This is a genomic window from Streptococcus sp. KHUD_012, from assembly GCF_052588255.1.
The window spans coordinates 754,514-769,933 of the sequence record NZ_CP159355.1; the positions used below are offsets into that span (position 1 = coordinate 754,514).

Consider the following 15,420-nt stretch of genomic DNA (forward strand, 5'->3'; position numbering starts at 1 on the left):
CCTTTCATTAGAAAAGAGGAAATCATGGCCCTACCAACTATTGCGATTGTAGGCCGTCCCAATGTCGGAAAATCTACACTCTTTAACCGGATTGCCGGTGAGCGGATTTCCATCGTTGAGGATGTAGAAGGAGTCACTCGTGACCGCATTTATGCAACAGCTGAGTGGTTGAATCGAAAATTTAGTATCATTGATACGGGGGGAATTGATGACGTAGATGCCCCATTTATGGAGCAAATCAAGCATCAGGCAGAAATTGCTATGGACGAAGCAGATGTGATCGTCTTTGTTGTTTCTGGAAAAGAAGGGATCACGGACGCGGATGAATATGTCACTCGTATCTTGTATAAGACCCATAAACCGGTTATTCTTGCAGTCAACAAGGTGGATAACCCAGAGATGCGCAATGATATCTATGACTTTTATGCCTTAGGACTGGGTGAGCCACTACCGGTATCCTCTGTCCACGGGATCGGAACTGGGGATGTGCTCGATGCCATCATCGAAAATCTTCCGAATGAAACAGAAGAAGAAAATCCAGATATCATTAAATTTAGCTTGATTGGTCGCCCAAATGTTGGGAAATCAAGCTTGATCAATGCGATCCTTGGAGAAGATCGGGTCATCGCAAGCCCTGTTGCTGGAACTACACGGGATGCCATCGATACCCATTTTACCGATGCAGATGGTCAAGAATTTACCATGATCGATACAGCTGGTATGCGAAAATCTGGTAAAATCTATGAAAACACGGAGAAATATTCTGTCATGCGTGCCATGCGTGCCATCGACCGTTCAGATGTGGTTTTGATGGTTATCAATGCCGAAGAAGGGATTCGGGAGTATGACAAGCGGATCGCTGGCTTTGCTCATGAAGCTGGTAAAGGGATGATCATTGTTGTCAACAAATGGGATACCATTGAAAAAGACAACCATACCATGAAGCAGTGGGAAGATGACATTCGCGATCAATTCCAATACCTTTCTTATGCGCCGATTGTCTTTGTTTCTGCCCTAACTAAACAACGCTTGCACAAGTTGCCAGAGATGATTAAACAGATCAGTGAGAGTCAAAATACGCGGATTCCTTCAGCTGTCTTGAACGATGTGATTATGGATGCCATTGCCATTAATCCAACGCCGACCGACAAAGGAAAACGCCTCAAGATCTTCTATGCGACACAAGTGGCAACCAAGCCGCCAACTTTTGTGGTCTTTGTTAACGAAGAAGAACTGATGCACTTCTCATACCTCCGTTTCTTGGAGAACCAAATTCGCAAGGCCTTTGTTTTTGAAGGAACTCCAATCCATTTGATTGCGCGAAAACGGAAGTAGGGAATACGAGACAAATGGATCAAAGTGGAGAAGGATATTTCAAATGATAAAATGCTCATTCTTCCAACTATGAAAACAACTAAAAGTAGCGCATAAGCGTTGCTTTTTTTAATAAGCTGGTAAAATGAAGTGGAGGATAGTCAGATGCGTAGTATCATAGTCCGGATATGCTTTATTCCTTAGCTTTTTTTAAGGTTGAGAAGAGTAAACTCATGAAGATCATGAGAGCTTTAGGTTTGTGTACTTATTATTTAAAATCTATCTGTATCTCTTGTTTCTCGGTTCGATCGTAAGCTTGGAGCTCTTGATCCTATTGTTGGGGATTTTATTAAAAAATAAGGTCGTGTTTTTTCTTTTCTCTATGAGCAATCGGGATTTTGCTATTCCCTTTGTTTAGCTATTTGATCAAACAGTTAACAGATAGATATTAGGGATAGCTGTTTGAACTGAGAGTGTTACGAAATCAGGTAAAAAACGGGCTAAAATCCTTTCAAGATGATAACTATTTTTTCTAATTTTTTCTTAAATATGGTATAATAAAGGGATTAATCTAAGGTGGTAAACATGGCAAAATTAATTCCTGGGAAGGTTCGTTCACAAGGGAGCCTTCTCTATGAAGCTGGGAAAGTTTCCCTTCAGGAAGTAAAAGAAAAATACCTGTATTTTCGGGTGGAAGAAGAAAGCTTGCGGTACAGTTTAGACGACGATGCCGTTTTTTGTAGCTGTGCTTTCTTTCAAAAGAAAAAATTCTGTACGCATCTGGCAGCTGTAGAAGCTTTCTTGAAGAATGATGACAGTGGGAAAGCAGCTCTTGCAAGTCTTGAAGAAGACGCCACGGCGACTGAAGAAACGCAGGAGAAGGTCTCTTTTGGAAGTTTGTTTTTAGACCAGGTCCTTCCAAAAATCGAAAAGAAAGCAACACGCTATGTCTTATCAGCAGTCGGGCAGGAGGATGAATACTCTGGTCAATTCTTATGGACTCTTCGCATTCGTCGCTTGCCAGACGAGCGTTCTTATGTGATCAGAGATGTGCTAGCTTTTTTGCAGACCCTTCAGAAAGAAGGCCACTTTGCAATTGGCAAAAGTTACTATGAACCCATTTCTTACTTAGAATTTGATGGGCCTAGTCAGGATGTGATCAATTTCCTACAAGGCTTGGTCACAGATAGTGGCTCGAAAGAGCAAGATTTCTTTCCCAATGCTGGGCGCCATCTTTATTTTCCACCGACTATCTTTGAAGAAGCTGTAGAATTACTAATGAATTTGGATTCCTTCCTCTTGCAATACAGCTTGTATGATTTTTCTGAAGTCTATTTTCAGGATGTCCATGGGGAGGAAGATCTCTTTCATTTTCAGGTGGAAGACCATGGTGATTTTTACGAATTGATCATTACTGAGCCACAAGTGAAGGTTGTCGAGTCTGCTGTTTACCTGTTTCGAAATGGTGTCTTCTATCACCTGACGCCCCAACAGCGGATCTTATGGAAGGCGATTCAAGACTTACCAATGGATCAAGATCGAAAAAAACGCCTGCATTTTGATCCAACGGACCAAACAAAGCTTTCCTATAGTTTAAAAGAGTTCAAAAAACTGGGACAAATAACAGCCCCGACCAGCTTTTTAATCCACGATTTCACTCCGGAATTTCATTTTGATCTAGCACAGGATCAGACTGTATTACTGGATGTTGTCTTTCAATACCAGGATCGTGTGGTGACCACGCGTGAGGAACTTCTCAATCTTCCTTATTCTAGTGATTTCGATAAGGAGCAAGAAGTCTTTTCAACCATGCTAGCAGCAGGTTTTACGGATGATTTTTCTTCCCAAAGAAGTCCTTTATCAAGTGAGCAAATCTATCCATTCTTTCACCAACAGATCCCGACTTTTGAAGCCTTAGGAGAGGTTACCCTCTCTGATAGCCTTTTAGATCTTTATCAAGTGGAGCGTCCAAAAATTGATGTTAAAACCAATGGCAGTCTACTGGAGATCGGTTTTGACTTTGAAAGTGTGGATCCAGCCGAAGTGGACCAGGTCCTCAAAGCTCTAGTAGGGCAAAAAGACTATTTTGTCAGCCATACAGGGAAAGTTCTTGTCTTTGATGAAGAAACCAAGAAGATCAGTCGAGCCTTAGCAGATCTGCGGGCGAAAATGAGCAAGGGTGGGAAACTACAAGCCCGCCGGATTGCCGCTTATCAGCTATCTGATTTGTTGGCAGATCAAGACAATGTTCATTTTTCAGAAGAATTTCGAAATTTGGCTCATGATCTGACTCATCCAGAAGACTTCCAACTCCCTCAGATGACAATCCAAGCGACCCTAAGGGATTACCAAGAAACAGGGGTCAAATGGTTCTCCATGTTAAATCATTATGGTTTTGGTGGTATTTTAGCGGATGATATGGGGCTTGGGAAAACCCTGCAGACTATTTCCTTCTTGACCAGTGTTGCAAAAAAAGAAACTAAAATCTTGATTCTAGCTCCATCTAGTCTCATCTACAATTGGAAACAAGAATTTTCAAAATTCGCTCCTCAGATGGAAGTGGAAGTCGTCTATGGTCTCAAGCAGCACCGAGATGAACTCATCGCAACCAATCCACAGGTAGTTATCACTAGTTACGCGTCTTTCCGTCAAGATGTGGAGGAATACCAGAAGAATCAGTATGAGTACTTGATTCTAGATGAAGCCCAGGTCATGAAAAATGCCCAAACCAAGATTGCCCAACACTTACGTGGCTTTGAGGTTCCGCACGTATTTGCCCTATCTGGGACACCGATTGAAAACCATGTGGGTGAACTCTGGTCCATTTTCCAAATTGTCCTTCCAGGGCTCTTCCCAGCTAAAAAAGAATTTCAAAAGTTGAGTCCTGAGACCATTGCGCGATTTGTCAAACCTTTCGTCATGAGACGGAAAAAAGATGAAGTGCTCCAAGAATTACCGGACTTGATTGAAACAACCTACCACAATGAATTGGATGAAAGTCAAAAAACGATCTATTTGGCTCAATTAAAACAAATTCAAGATCGGGTTCGAACCTCTAGTGAGGAAGAACTAAATCGGAGCAAGGTGGAAATTCTCTCGGGTCTCATGCGCCTTCGCCAAATCTGTGATACCCCCGCCCTCTTTATGGAAGACTATCAAGGAGATAGTGGGAAATTGGAGAGTCTTCGAGATCTTTTGGGTCAAATCAAGGATGGCGAACACCGGGTTTTGATCTTCTCTCAATTTAGAGGCATGCTGGATATCCTAGAGCAGGAAATTGACCAGCTTGGCATGACCTCCTTTAAAATCACAGGTTCTACTCCCGCTAAAGATCGACAAGAAATGACCAATGCTTTTAATGCAGGTGAGCGCCATGCTTTTCTCATTTCTCTGAAGGCTGGAGGGGTTGGATTGAACCTCACTGGTGCCGATACGGTCATCTTAGTCGATTTGTGGTGGAATCCTGCAGTGGAAGACCAGGCTATTGGACGTGCCCATCGAATGGGACAGGAACAAAATGTTGAAGTTTACCGCATGATTACTCGTGGTACGATCGAAGAAAAAATCCAAGAACTACAAGCTTCCAAAAGACACTTGGTCTCAACGATTTTAGACGGAACGGAAACACGATCTAGTTTATCGGTTGAGGAAATTCGTGAGATTCTTGGAATTCAGTCAGAATAGCTTGAAAAATTCTGTGAATAGTTTATAATTAATGGAGTGTCGAAAGGAAGAAAGCATGACAGAAAAATATTTTCCTCAAGTAGGGGATAATGAGTTGATGTTAACAGAGATGCCCCACATGAACCTGTATGATGAAACAGACTTGATTAGTAACATTACAGGCGACTATGTGGATAAAAATTATTTGGAATGGCAACCGATTGCTGAAAACACAAAACCTAAGCATCCTTACCATCAACCACTAGAAGAGCCCCTACCGAAAAGACGGCCAGTAAGAAAACCTGATTTTAAAGAGCCGATTGATAAAAAAAGTCCTGCCAACCGTTATGCAGAGGAAGCGAGAGAGCGTGCGCGTGAAGATCTGAAAAAGAAACGCACAGCCCCCTATCTGACAACGGATCCAGCAGCTACTACAAGTAAGCGGAAAAAACCGTTTATTTCAGAACGGAAACCTGGTCAGCCAACGGCTCCCTTCCAAAAGGAAAATCCGGGTGAATTATTGAAATATAGCAAACGATTGCGACAAGATCAATTGATCCTTGCAGAGTTCGAATCTGCAGGAGAACCAGAAGTGGCAGAACCGACTGAAAAGAAAAACAATTATGATTTCTTAAAGACTAGCCAAATATACAATAAAGATCAGCACAAGTTGAAACCACAGCCAATCAAACAAGAATTGGATTTAACCCATCTAGATCAAGAATAAGGAGAAAACATGTCTAATACATACCATTTTATTGGAATTAAAGGAGCAGGGATGAGTGCTTTAGCCCTCATGCTTCACCAAATGGGACATACGGTTCAAGGGTCAGATGTTGAGAAGTATTACTTTACGCAACGTGGCTTGGAACAAGCAGGAATTCAAATTTATCCATTTGATGTGAAAAATTTGGAAGGCGACAAGATCCTCATTGCTGGGAATGCTTTCCGTCCAGATAACAATGTGGAAATTGCTTATGCAGATGAGCATGGCCTAACCTATAAACGCTACCATGAATTCCTTGGTGAATTTATGCGTGACTTCGTCAGCATGGGGGTTGCCGGAGCACACGGAAAAACCTCAACAACAGGGATGCTTTCTCACGTCTTATCAAATATCACTGATACCAGTTATTTGATTGGTGACGGGACAGGTCGTGGCTCTGAAGCAGCCAAATATTTTGTATTTGAATCAGATGAGTATGAACGCCACTTTATGCCTTACCATCCTGAATACAGTATCATCACCAATATTGACTTCGACCATCCAGATTATTTCACGAGCTTAGAAGATGTCTTTAATGCCTTTAACGATTATGCCAAACAAATCAGCAAAGGCCTCTTCATCTACGGAGAAGACAAAGAATTGCGTCGGATTACCTCATCAGCACCAATTTATTACTATGGTTTTGATAAGGAGACGAACGATTTTGTGGCAAGCAACTTGCTTCGTTCAACGACTGGTTCAACCTTCAACGTTCATTTCCGTGGAGAAGATTTGGGACAATTCCATATCCCAACTTTTGGCCGCCACAACATCATGAATGCCACAGCAGTCATTGGTTTGCTTTACATTGCAGGATTTGATTTAGATTTAGTCCGCGAGCATTTGAAGACCTTTGCTGGAGTGAAACGTCGCTTTACTGAAAAAGTAGTCAATGGAACAGTGATCATCGATGACTTTGCGCACCATCCAACGGAAATTATTGCAACCTTGGATGCAGCCCGTCAAAAATACCCAAGTAAAGAGATTGTGGCTATTTTCCAACCACATACCTTTACACGGACCATTGCCTTGTTGGATGAATTTGCTGAAGCCTTGAATCAAGCAGATGCTGTTTACTTGGCACAGATCTATGGTTCTGCACGGGAAGTCGATCACGGCGATGTGAAAGTTGAAGATTTGGAAGCAAAAATTGTCAAACGTTCAGCGATTATTACAGCTGAGAATGTTTCTCCTCTTCTTGACCATGAAAATGCGGTCTATGTCTTTATGGGAGCAGGAGATATTCAAACCTATGAATACTCATTTGAGCGTTTATTATCTAGTTTGACACATAGTGTACAATAAGAGATGATTGAGTCTGGAATCGATTGGTTCCAGACTCAAATTTATCTGTCCACTGAAGGAGTATGAGATGAGGAAAGCAGGATGATGATTCGATCAATCACCCCAGCTGATCAAGAACAGTTGCTGTTGCTAGAAGAAGAACTTCATGACAATGAAGAAAAGAAGCACAAGGCCACTCTTGAGGAAGCGCTAGGTTCGAAGGAAGCCATTTCTTTGCTTGCAGAGCAGGCGGGGGATGCTGTGGCTTACTTGTTGGCGACAGAAGACCAGCCTTTAAAAAGAGACCTAATTGTATTGCGACTAGCAGTGAGACCAGCCTTTCAAGGTCAAGGCTATGGTTCTATTTTGATCGCTGCTTTAAAGGATCTAGCTGTTCAAAAGGAAAAGGAAGCCATTTGGATCGATTGCCCAGAAGACTTACTATCTTATTTTTCCCAGCAAGGATTTCGAGATGAAGCTGAGTCTGATCGAGGTGTCCATATGGTTTGGGAACGATAGAAGGAGTAAATGATGAAAGAAAAGATTCACATTAGACAGGCAGAGCTGCAGGATTTGGATGCCATCGAGCGCATTGAGCTTGAAAATTTCTCAGAAGAAGAAGCGATTGCGCGTGAGATTTTAAAAGATCACATCGAAAAGATTCAAACGACATTTCTTGTAGCAGAGTGCCAAGGTCAGATCTTAGGCTATTTAGAAGGACCTGTTAGACCGGAGCGCTATTTGATCGATTCCTCTTTTTCAGAGGTTGAAGATCTAAGCCATCTAGAACAGGGCTTTATTTCCATTACGAGTCTATCCATTGCTAAAGAAGCCCAAGGGCTAAGGGTTGGAACCCTCTTGCTTGAGGCAATGAAAGAGATTGCGGTGAAAGATAATCGCCAAGGGATCAATTTGACCTGTCATGATTATTTGATTCCTTATTACGAAAAGCAAGGATTTACCAATGAAGGTCTTTCAGAATCCCAATATGCGGGTGAAGTTTGGTACAATCTGGTCTGGGAAAACGAAAACCTTGATTAAATAGGTATTTTGAAGAAGAAGATCGATTTGTATTGCTTTTCTAAATCTTTTAAGATATAATATTAAGGATTATGATGAGGGAGGTCAATTATTTGACTGATAAATCACAAGACAGTGAGAAGTTATTAAGCTTCAAAGAGCAGATCCTCAGAGACTTAGAAGAGGCCAATGAGCAACTTCTAAAGATCGAAAAAGAGTATGATCTACCTGATCGAAGCATTGAAACCCCTTCTTCACTGAAAGAGGAGGAAGAAGCAACACCACCTCCAAAAGTAGAAGAATCTGCGTTGGCTCCCAAAGAAGAACCAGTGGAGCCAGAAAAGGCGACTCCTGCTGTGGAAGAAAAGAGTGAGCTTACAAAGCCTGCTAAAAAAGAACCAAGTCAGGAACCGATAGAGGAAAGCTTATCGCGCTCTTCTCGTAACCAGCGCCAACAAAAACAAAAGAAACAAAATAAAATCGCTAAACGAATTGTGCGGACAGTGGTCAGCCTTTTGCTGATTGTGATCGTGGCTACAGGGATCTTTGCTGTGACCTATATCCATTCAGCTGTCAAGCCGATGGATAAAAATGCAACAGAATTCGTAACGGTTGAGATTCCAGCAGGTTCAAGTAATCGTGAGATTGGAGCGATCCTTGAGAAAAAAGGACTCGTGAAAAATGGCCAGTTTTTTAACTACTATACCAAGTTCAAGAACTATAGCAATTTCAAATCCGGTTACTTCAACCTTCAAAAGAGCATGGATCTAGAAACCATCATCCAAAAACTGCAAGAAGAGGGAACCAAAACTCCTCAGGCTCCAGTTCTTGGAAAGGTCACGATTCCAGAAGGCTATACGATTGATCAGATTGCGACGGCTATCACCGCCGATGTCTCCACTAAGAAGGCAGGCAAGACTCCATTCAAGAAAGAAGATTTCTTGAAGGCTGTCCAAGACGATGCCTTTATTGAGAAGATGGTGGCCAAATATCCTAAGCTCTTGGCGAATCTGCCAAGTAAGGATTCTGGTGTTCGCTACCGTTTAGAAGGTTATCTCTTCCCAGCTACTTATAACTATGGGAAAGATACCACAGTGAAAGAGATGATCGATCAGATGCTTGCGGCAATGGATCAAAACTTAAGCCCATACTATGAAACACTTGAGAGCAAGAACATCAATGTAAACGAAGTATTGACTCTTGCTTCCTTGGTTGAAAAAGAAGGGGCGACGGATCAGGACCGCAAAGATATCGCGAGTGTCTTCTATAACCGTTTGAACCAAGACATGCCTTTGCAAAGTAATATTGCAATTCTTTATGCAGAAGGGAAACTTGGTCAAAAGACGACCTTAAAAGAAGATGCAACGATCAATACAGAGCTGGATTCACCTTATAATATTTATAAGAATACCGGCTTGATGCCTGGCCCAGTGGATAACCCTGGAGTATCAGCGATCGAAGCGGCGGTGAACCCAAGTAAGACCGATTACTTGTATTTTGTCGCAAATGTCGAAAATGGTGAAGTTTTCTTCGCTAAGACATACGAAGAACACAATAAAAATGTTGAAGAACACGTCAATAGTAAATTGACACAAGCAAGTTCAAACTAGAAAAAGCATGTGGCGCGTCCACAGCTTTTTCATTCAAATAATAGAAAGAGAAGAATAATGGCAGAAAAAACATACCCAATGACCCTAGCAGAAAAAGAAAAATTGGAACAAGAATTAGAAGAATTGAAATTGGTCCGTCGACCTGAAGTGGTGGAACGGATTAAGATCGCTCGTTCATATGGTGACCTCTCAGAAAACTCTGAGTATGAAGCGGCAAAAGATGAACAAGCTTTTGTTGAAGGTCAAATCTCTAGCTTGGAAACAAAAATCCGTTATGCAGAAATCGTCGATAGTGACGCTGTTGCAGTAGACGAAGTAGCGATCGGAAAAACCGTTACAGTTCAAGAAGTTGGCGAAACAGATGAAGAAGTATACAGCATCGTTGGTTCAGCAGGGGCAGATGCCTTTGCAGGAAAGATCTCTAACGAAAGCCCAATCGGTCACGCTTTGATTGGTAAGAAGACAGGTGACGTTGTCACTGTTGAGACACCAGCTGGAAGCTACCAAGTGAAAATTTTGAACGTAGAAAAAACAGCGTAACTATAAAACGCAAGCCCTCCAAGAGGGCTTGTTTTTTTGTGCTCTTAATCTTTTTGTGAGAGTGAAAATTCTTTGCTGACTGAACGATATCAAAAAAAGCACTTGAACCTTGGGTTCAAGTGCTACTGTATACCGCTAGAATTAGTAGTTTGTACTACTTTCTATTGCGTTGTTTTCCTGCATTGCGGTTATTTTTTGGTTTGTGTTGGATTTGTGTGGCCGCAGTTGGTGTGACATCTTTTTTCACGCGGTGACTAGTCGCTTTTGGAGGATTGTTTTTGTATTCCTCAGCGACGCGCTTGCGAAGATTTGGACGAATCAAGTAGTTGATGACAAATTGTTGGATAATTTGGATCACCCCACCGACTACCCAGTAAAGAGTCACTCCGGCTGAAGAGATCAATGAGAAGACACCGATCATAATCGGACTCATCAGTGATGCTTTGCGCATGCTTTCCTTTTGGGTTTCATCTTCAATTCCATGAAGAGAGAGCATACTTTGGATATAGTAAAGAACTGCTACGATTGCTGTCAAGAGCAAGCTTGGTTTACCAAGAGCAATGCCAAGGAAGCTACTATCTGCTACCCCTTTGGTGTGCTGAGCTGCAAAGAAGAGAGCAGAGAAGAATGGCATTTGGATCAAGAGTGGCAAACACCCAACTCCACCAAACATGCTAACTCCATTTTCACGTTGAGCAGCCATTAATTCCTGTTGCGCCAATAGCTTTTCTTCTTGTGTGCTAGCGTTCTTCATGCGCTCTTGGATTGGGCCAAGGATAGGTTTTAAGTAGTTCATCTTTTCAGATTGGTAGGTTGCCTTCCATGATTGGTACAAACCAAGTGGCAAGATGATTAACCGCACGATCAAGGTGACGATAATAATCCCGATCCCAAAGCCCAAGCCAAGGTTGTTGGCAAAGAATTTGATGGCTTCGCCCATTGGACGGCCAAGAAGATTCCAGATCAGTCCAGTCGGATTTCCAGTTTTCCGATCGACACTCACGCATCCTGACAAGAAGACAAGCGAAGCTAGTCCCATCGATGCAAGTAATGCAAGTTTATTTTTTTTCACAAATAGTTCCTTCTTTTTTTTAATGTTACCTTTCTATTCTACTGTTTTTTTTGAAAATACACAATAGTTCTCTAGTCTTAATTTGCAATTTTAAAGTCTGTATAGTTTTCAAAGTTTGCGAGCGTAACATCTAAATAAGTCACATGTGCAAAAGGTGTAGGACCTTTGCGAATTTCTTGAATGAATTTAGCCATTTGGCTACTAGACTCTGCCTGGGCCAGAATGCCAACCGTTCCGTCGTCGTTATTCCAGACACGGCCAGTAATCCCACCGATCTCTAAAGCAAGACTGTAGACTCCCCAGCGAAAGCCAACCCCTTGAACCCGTCCTTGGGCAATCATTTTTACCTTTTGCATGTACGACCTCCTTGACTCGAAGAAATCTATCTGAGGCATGATTTCTTCTTTTTCTTTGTGCTATAATAGTTCTATGAATATTATAACGTCTAAATCCAATAATGTAATCAAAAATGCAAAAAAATTACATCAAAAAAAATACCGGACAGATTCTTATCTCATTGAAGGCTGGCATCTGTTTGAAGAGGCAGTAGAAAATCATGCGAAGATTCGGCAGGTCTTTGTTTTAGAAGCCTATTTAGACCGGGTAGAGGACATCCAAAAAGTCACTATCGTGACTCCGGAGATCTTAAGCCTCTTGGCAGATTCGAAGACTCCTCAAGGGATTGTCGCAGAGATTCTTCTAGAGCAGCCAGAGCTTCCGGATCAGCTACAAGGGCGATTCCTCTATTTGGAGGATGTACAGGATCCTGGCAATGTAGGGACGATGATTCGAACAGCAGATGCAGCAGGTTTTGATGGCGTCATGCTTTCGAAAGCCTCCTCTGATCTATACAGTCTCAAGACCCTTCGATCCATGCAGGGCAGTCATTTCCATATTCCTATCTGGAAACTGGATCGAGAAGAACTATTGGAGCGAGCTGCGCACTCTCATCTAGCAGTTCTCGCAACGACGCTTTCAGAAGCTTCCATTGACTACCGTCAGCTTTCTCAGACCGATCAGTTTATCCTGGTTATGGGGAATGAAGGAAATGGCATCAGCCAGGAAATGGCGGCACAAGCAGACCAGCTGGTTCATATTCCCATGCCAGGTCGGGCAGAGAGTTTAAATGTTGCAGTGGCAGCAGGAATTTTGATGTTTTCTTTAAGGAAATTTTGAGAAAAAGAAGTATACTTAACCTGTAAGAAGAAGTTGATGGAGATCTTATTGGGAGAGCTTATCAACGAAAGGTGGTTATCTTATGCAATATCATCGTGACAAAGAATACATGACCTATGTAGGCCATCTGATCCAGCATCCTAAGGTTCAAAAATTAGCCGACATTCCCCACCATATTCATTCCAATCGTTTGGAGCATTCCATTCATGTGAGCTATACCAGTTATAAACTGGCTAAAAAATTTGGTTGGGATGCCAAAAGTACGGCTCGGGGTGGCCTCTTGCATGACCTCTTTTACTATGATTGGCGCGAGACCAAGTTTACGAAAAGTCACGCCTGGATCCATCCCCGCATTGCCGTGAGAAATGCACGAAAGATCACAGATCTCAATGCCAAGGAAGAAGACATCATTATTAAACACATGTGGGGAGCTACCCTTGCTCCGCCTCGCTACAAAGAATCCTTCGTAGTGACCATGGTGGATAAATACTGGGCTGTTAAAGAAGCTTCAGAACCATGGCGTAAAAAGATGGCTAAAAGGAGATTTTTTCATCGAAAAATGTTAAAATCGTAGTAAACAAATTTGAAAGGAACTTGTTAATATGTATAATGATTCAGTAATCCAAGAACAAAGTGGATTGAATGCTTTTTATAACAAAATCTACTCATTAGTTGGGATCGGTGTGGGGATTTCAGCCCTTGTCTCTGGTCTTATGATGACAGTCTTTCAAGATTTCTTCGTTCAAATCTTGACAACAGCACCAATGGTTTACTATGCAGCAGTGGTTGTAGAATTGATCTTGGTCTTTGTTGCAAGTGGGAAGGCTGTTAAAAATAGCCCATCTGCTCTTCCGATCTTCTTGATCTACTCAGCTTTGAATGGCTTTACCTTGAGCTTTATCATTGCTCGCTACATGCAAGCAACTGTCTATAAGGCTTTCTTGGTCAGTGCCTTGATGTTTATTGTCATGGGAGCTATCGGACGCGTCGTGAAAAAAGACCTGTCTGGTATGGGACGTGCCTTGATGGGAGTCTTGATCGGTGTGATCATCGCTTCTGTTGTGAACATGTTCTTGAGAAGTTCTGGAATGGACTATATCTTGAGTATTATCTCTGTCTTCCTCTTTGCAGGATTGACAGCTTGGGATAACCAAAAGATTCGCTATGTCTATGATCAAACAAATGGTCAACCTGCTACAGGTTGGGCAGTAGCGATGGCTTTGGAACTTTATCTTGACTTTATCAACCTCTTTATCAGCCTTCTTCGTATCTTCGGAAGAAACGACTAATCAAAGAGTAATTGAGCTGGGGCAGTTGCCTCGGCTTTTTTTGTCTTCCGACTTGTGCTATACTAATAGTGACTAAAGAATAGAAATGAGCGCTTATGAAAACACCTTTTGTAACCCGTGAACAATTAGAAAGTCTGACCCAAGAATTTCCTACTCCTTTCCATCTCTATGATGAAGCAGGAATTCGTGAAACGGCTCGTGCTCTCCATCAAGCTTTTGCTTGGAATGAAGGCTTTAAAGAATACTTTGCCATCAAGGCGACTCCTAACCCATCGATCCTAAAAATTTTGCAAGAAGAGGGCTGTGGAGTCGACACGGCCAGCTACGTGGAATTGTTGATGGCAGATAAACTGGGCTTTAGTGGAAAAGAAATCATGTTTTCTTCTAACAATACGCCAGCTGATGAATTTGTCTATGCGAGAGAGTTAGGGGCAACTATCAATCTGGATGCCTATGAAGACATTGCTTTCTTGAAGTCTGTGACTAGCATCCCTAAGGTCATTTCTTGCCGCTATAATCCTGGTGGAGTTTTTGAACTGGGAACCGATATTATGGACAATCCGGAAGAAGCTAAGTTTGGCATGACCAAGGAGCAATTGATCCAAGCCTTTATCGAGTTGAAAGAACTGGGTGTGGAAGAGTTTGGCATTCACGCTTTATTAGCTTCTAATACTGTATCCAACGACTACTATCCAGAGTTAGCGCGTCAACTTTTTGAATTGGCAGTGGAAGTCGTCGAGAAAACAGGTGTCCACTTGGGCTTCATCAACCTCTCTGGTGGAGTTGGGGTCAATTACAAGCCAGAGCAAGAACCAAATGATATTGCCATTATTGGGGAAGGTGTGCATCGCGTTTTTGATGCGATTCTCAAACCGGCAGGACTTGGTCATGTGAAAATCTATACCGAGCTTGGTCGCTTTATGCTGGCTTCACACGGCCTCTTGGTAACCAGAGTAACTCATAAAAAGAAAACCTACCGGACCTATGTGGGCGTCGATGCTTCAGCTGTGAACCTTCTTAGACCGGCTATGTACGGTGCTTATCACCATATCACCAATATGGATCGTCCAGATGGACCGACTGAAGTGGTCGATGTCGTGGGAAGTCTCTGTGAAAATAACGATAAATTTGCGAAACAACGAGAACTACCCGTGACGGAGATTGGAGATTTGCTCGTGATCCATGACACTGGAGCCCATGGATTTTCAATGGGGTATCAGTACAATGCTAAGTTGCGTTCAGCAGAAGTTTTGCTTCAAGAAGATGGGCAGGCCCGTTTGATTCGTCGAGCAGAAAAACCAGAAGATTATCTTGCGACACTCTACGGCTTTGACATTGAAAAATAAGCGATTGTCTGATATAATGATAGTTATGTAAAAATAATGGATCGGAGAAAATTGTATGAATCTCTTTTTAGGAATTTTGTTGATTATTTTAGCTTTCTTTGGTGGGATGATTGCAGGAATGTTCTTGCTTCGTCGTCAATTTGAAAAAGAATTTGCATCAAACCCACGTTTGAATGTTGAAGCAGTTCGTACGCTTTTAGGAGCGAGCGGCCAACGCCCAAGCGAAGCAAAAGTTCAACAAGTCTATCGCCAAATTGTGAGCCAACAAAAATCAGCAATGGCGAAAAACAAGAAAAAATAAGAGTGGGGCAATCTCACAATAATAAATGAGAGGGGCTTG

General features: G+C 42.2%; 15 protein-coding genes. 13 read left to right on the forward strand and 2 right to left on the reverse strand.

Annotated features, from left to right (window positions below; genetic code table 11):
- The first annotated feature begins 24 nt into the window (after positions 1 to 24).
- From der to greA, 8 genes are all read left to right on the forward strand, one after another.
- Positions 25 to 1,335, forward strand: a complete 1,311-nt coding sequence (der, locus tag ABVF55_RS03595; protein ID WP_003005632.1) for a ribosome biogenesis GTPase Der — start codon at positions 25 to 27, stop codon at positions 1,333 to 1,335.
- Positions 1,336 to 1,899: 564 nt separating this feature from the next.
- Positions 1,900 to 4,998 (forward strand): SNF2-related protein, encoded by a 3,099-nt coding sequence (locus ABVF55_RS03600; RefSeq protein WP_445285549.1) that lies wholly within the window; start codon positions 1,900 to 1,902, stop codon positions 4,996 to 4,998.
- A 55-nt stretch (positions 4,999 to 5,053) separates the two neighbouring features.
- Positions 5,054 to 5,704, forward strand: a complete 651-nt coding sequence (locus ABVF55_RS03605; protein ID WP_003017389.1) for a hypothetical protein — start codon at positions 5,054 to 5,056, stop codon at positions 5,702 to 5,704.
- 9 nt (positions 5,705 to 5,713) lie between these two features.
- Positions 5,714 to 7,048: a UDP-N-acetylmuramate--L-alanine ligase gene (murC, locus tag ABVF55_RS03610; protein ID WP_134974232.1), complete on the forward strand. Its 1,335-nt coding sequence runs from the start codon at positions 5,714 to 5,716 to the stop codon at positions 7,046 to 7,048.
- 81 nt (positions 7,049 to 7,129) lie between these two features.
- Complete coding sequence (locus ABVF55_RS03615) at positions 7,130 to 7,546, forward strand: GNAT family N-acetyltransferase (protein WP_118227890.1); 417 nt, start codon at positions 7,130 to 7,132, stop codon at positions 7,544 to 7,546.
- A 12-nt stretch (positions 7,547 to 7,558) separates the two neighbouring features.
- The gene (locus ABVF55_RS03620) at positions 7,559 to 8,068 is read left to right on the forward strand and encodes a GNAT family N-acetyltransferase (RefSeq protein ID WP_173019408.1); all 510 of its coding nucleotides are present in this window, start codon (positions 7,559 to 7,561) and stop codon (positions 8,066 to 8,068) included.
- A gap of 59 nt (positions 8,069 to 8,127) precedes the next feature.
- The gene (mltG, locus tag ABVF55_RS03625) at positions 8,128 to 9,657 is read left to right on the forward strand and encodes an endolytic transglycosylase MltG (protein WP_445285645.1); all 1,530 of its coding nucleotides are present in this window, start codon (positions 8,128 to 8,130) and stop codon (positions 9,655 to 9,657) included.
- 57 nt (positions 9,658 to 9,714) lie between these two features.
- The gene (gene greA, locus ABVF55_RS03630; protein WP_003005389.1) at positions 9,715 to 10,197 is read left to right on the forward strand and encodes a transcription elongation factor GreA; all 483 of its coding nucleotides are present in this window, start codon (positions 9,715 to 9,717) and stop codon (positions 10,195 to 10,197) included.
- A gap of 154 nt (positions 10,198 to 10,351) precedes the next feature.
- Here the strand turns inward: greA and yidC are convergent, their stop codons facing one another.
- Complete coding sequence (gene yidC / locus ABVF55_RS03635) at positions 10,352 to 11,269, reverse strand: membrane protein insertase YidC (RefSeq protein ID WP_340279980.1); 918 nt, start codon at positions 11,267 to 11,269, stop codon at positions 10,352 to 10,354.
- Positions 11,270 to 11,346: 77 nt separating this feature from the next.
- Positions 11,347 to 11,625 carry an acylphosphatase gene (locus ABVF55_RS03640; RefSeq protein ID WP_023918900.1) on the reverse strand — a complete coding sequence of 93 codons (279 nt, stop codon included), beginning with the start codon at positions 11,623 to 11,625 and terminating at the stop codon, positions 11,347 to 11,349.
- A gap of 73 nt (positions 11,626 to 11,698) precedes the next feature.
- Between ABVF55_RS03640 and ABVF55_RS03645 the strand changes: the two genes are divergently transcribed.
- From ABVF55_RS03645 to ABVF55_RS03665, 5 genes are all read left to right on the forward strand, one after another.
- Positions 11,699 to 12,445, forward strand: coding sequence for a TrmH family RNA methyltransferase (locus ABVF55_RS03645; protein ID WP_445285550.1), 747 nt, complete (start codon positions 11,699 to 11,701; stop codon positions 12,443 to 12,445).
- 82 nt (positions 12,446 to 12,527) lie between these two features.
- Positions 12,528 to 13,019 carry an HDIG domain-containing metalloprotein gene (locus ABVF55_RS03650; protein ID WP_003005617.1) on the forward strand — a complete coding sequence of 164 codons (492 nt, stop codon included), beginning with the start codon at positions 12,528 to 12,530 and terminating at the stop codon, positions 13,017 to 13,019.
- A gap of 28 nt (positions 13,020 to 13,047) precedes the next feature.
- Positions 13,048 to 13,734: a Bax inhibitor-1/YccA family protein gene (locus ABVF55_RS03655; protein WP_003008369.1), complete on the forward strand. Its 687-nt coding sequence runs from the start codon at positions 13,048 to 13,050 to the stop codon at positions 13,732 to 13,734.
- Between the two features lie 95 nt (positions 13,735 to 13,829).
- The gene (locus tag ABVF55_RS03660; RefSeq protein ID WP_257738954.1) at positions 13,830 to 15,080 is read left to right on the forward strand and encodes a diaminopimelate decarboxylase; all 1,251 of its coding nucleotides are present in this window, start codon (positions 13,830 to 13,832) and stop codon (positions 15,078 to 15,080) included.
- A gap of 55 nt (positions 15,081 to 15,135) precedes the next feature.
- Positions 15,136 to 15,381 (forward strand): YneF family protein, encoded by a 246-nt coding sequence (locus ABVF55_RS03665; RefSeq protein WP_003008364.1) that lies wholly within the window; start codon positions 15,136 to 15,138, stop codon positions 15,379 to 15,381.
- The last annotated feature ends 39 nt before the right edge of the window (positions 15,382 to 15,420 follow it).

What these genes read in the sequence shown, in the direction of transcription:
- der (WP_003005632.1), top strand. Translation starts at nt 25, where the DNA reads ATGGCCCTACCAACTATTGCGATTGTAGGCCGTCCCAATGTCGGAAAA.
- ABVF55_RS03650 (WP_003005617.1), top strand. Translation starts at nt 12,528, where the DNA reads ATGCAATATCATCGTGACAAAGAATACATGACCTATGTAGGCCATCTG.
- ABVF55_RS03655 (WP_003008369.1), top strand. Translation starts at nt 13,048, where the DNA reads ATGTATAATGATTCAGTAATCCAAGAACAAAGTGGATTGAATGCTTTT.
- ABVF55_RS03645 (WP_445285550.1), top strand. Translation starts at nt 11,699, where the DNA reads ATGAATATTATAACGTCTAAATCCAATAATGTAATCAAAAATGCAAAA.
- ABVF55_RS03605 (WP_003017389.1), top strand. Translation starts at nt 5,054, where the DNA reads ATGACAGAAAAATATTTTCCTCAAGTAGGGGATAATGAGTTGATGTTA.
- murC (WP_134974232.1), top strand. Translation starts at nt 5,714, where the DNA reads ATGTCTAATACATACCATTTTATTGGAATTAAAGGAGCAGGGATGAGT.
- ABVF55_RS03615 (WP_118227890.1), top strand. Translation starts at nt 7,130, where the DNA reads ATGATGATTCGATCAATCACCCCAGCTGATCAAGAACAGTTGCTGTTG.
- ABVF55_RS03620 (WP_173019408.1), top strand. Translation starts at nt 7,559, where the DNA reads ATGAAAGAAAAGATTCACATTAGACAGGCAGAGCTGCAGGATTTGGAT.
- ABVF55_RS03640 (WP_023918900.1), bottom strand. Translation starts at nt 11,625, where the DNA reads ATGCAAAAGGTAAAAATGATTGCCCAAGGACGGGTTCAAGGGGTTGGC.
- ABVF55_RS03665 (WP_003008364.1), top strand. Translation starts at nt 15,136, where the DNA reads ATGAATCTCTTTTTAGGAATTTTGTTGATTATTTTAGCTTTCTTTGGT.
- greA (WP_003005389.1), top strand. Translation starts at nt 9,715, where the DNA reads ATGGCAGAAAAAACATACCCAATGACCCTAGCAGAAAAAGAAAAATTG.
- ABVF55_RS03600 (WP_445285549.1), top strand. Translation starts at nt 1,900, where the DNA reads ATGGCAAAATTAATTCCTGGGAAGGTTCGTTCACAAGGGAGCCTTCTC.
- ABVF55_RS03660 (WP_257738954.1), top strand. Translation starts at nt 13,830, where the DNA reads ATGAAAACACCTTTTGTAACCCGTGAACAATTAGAAAGTCTGACCCAA.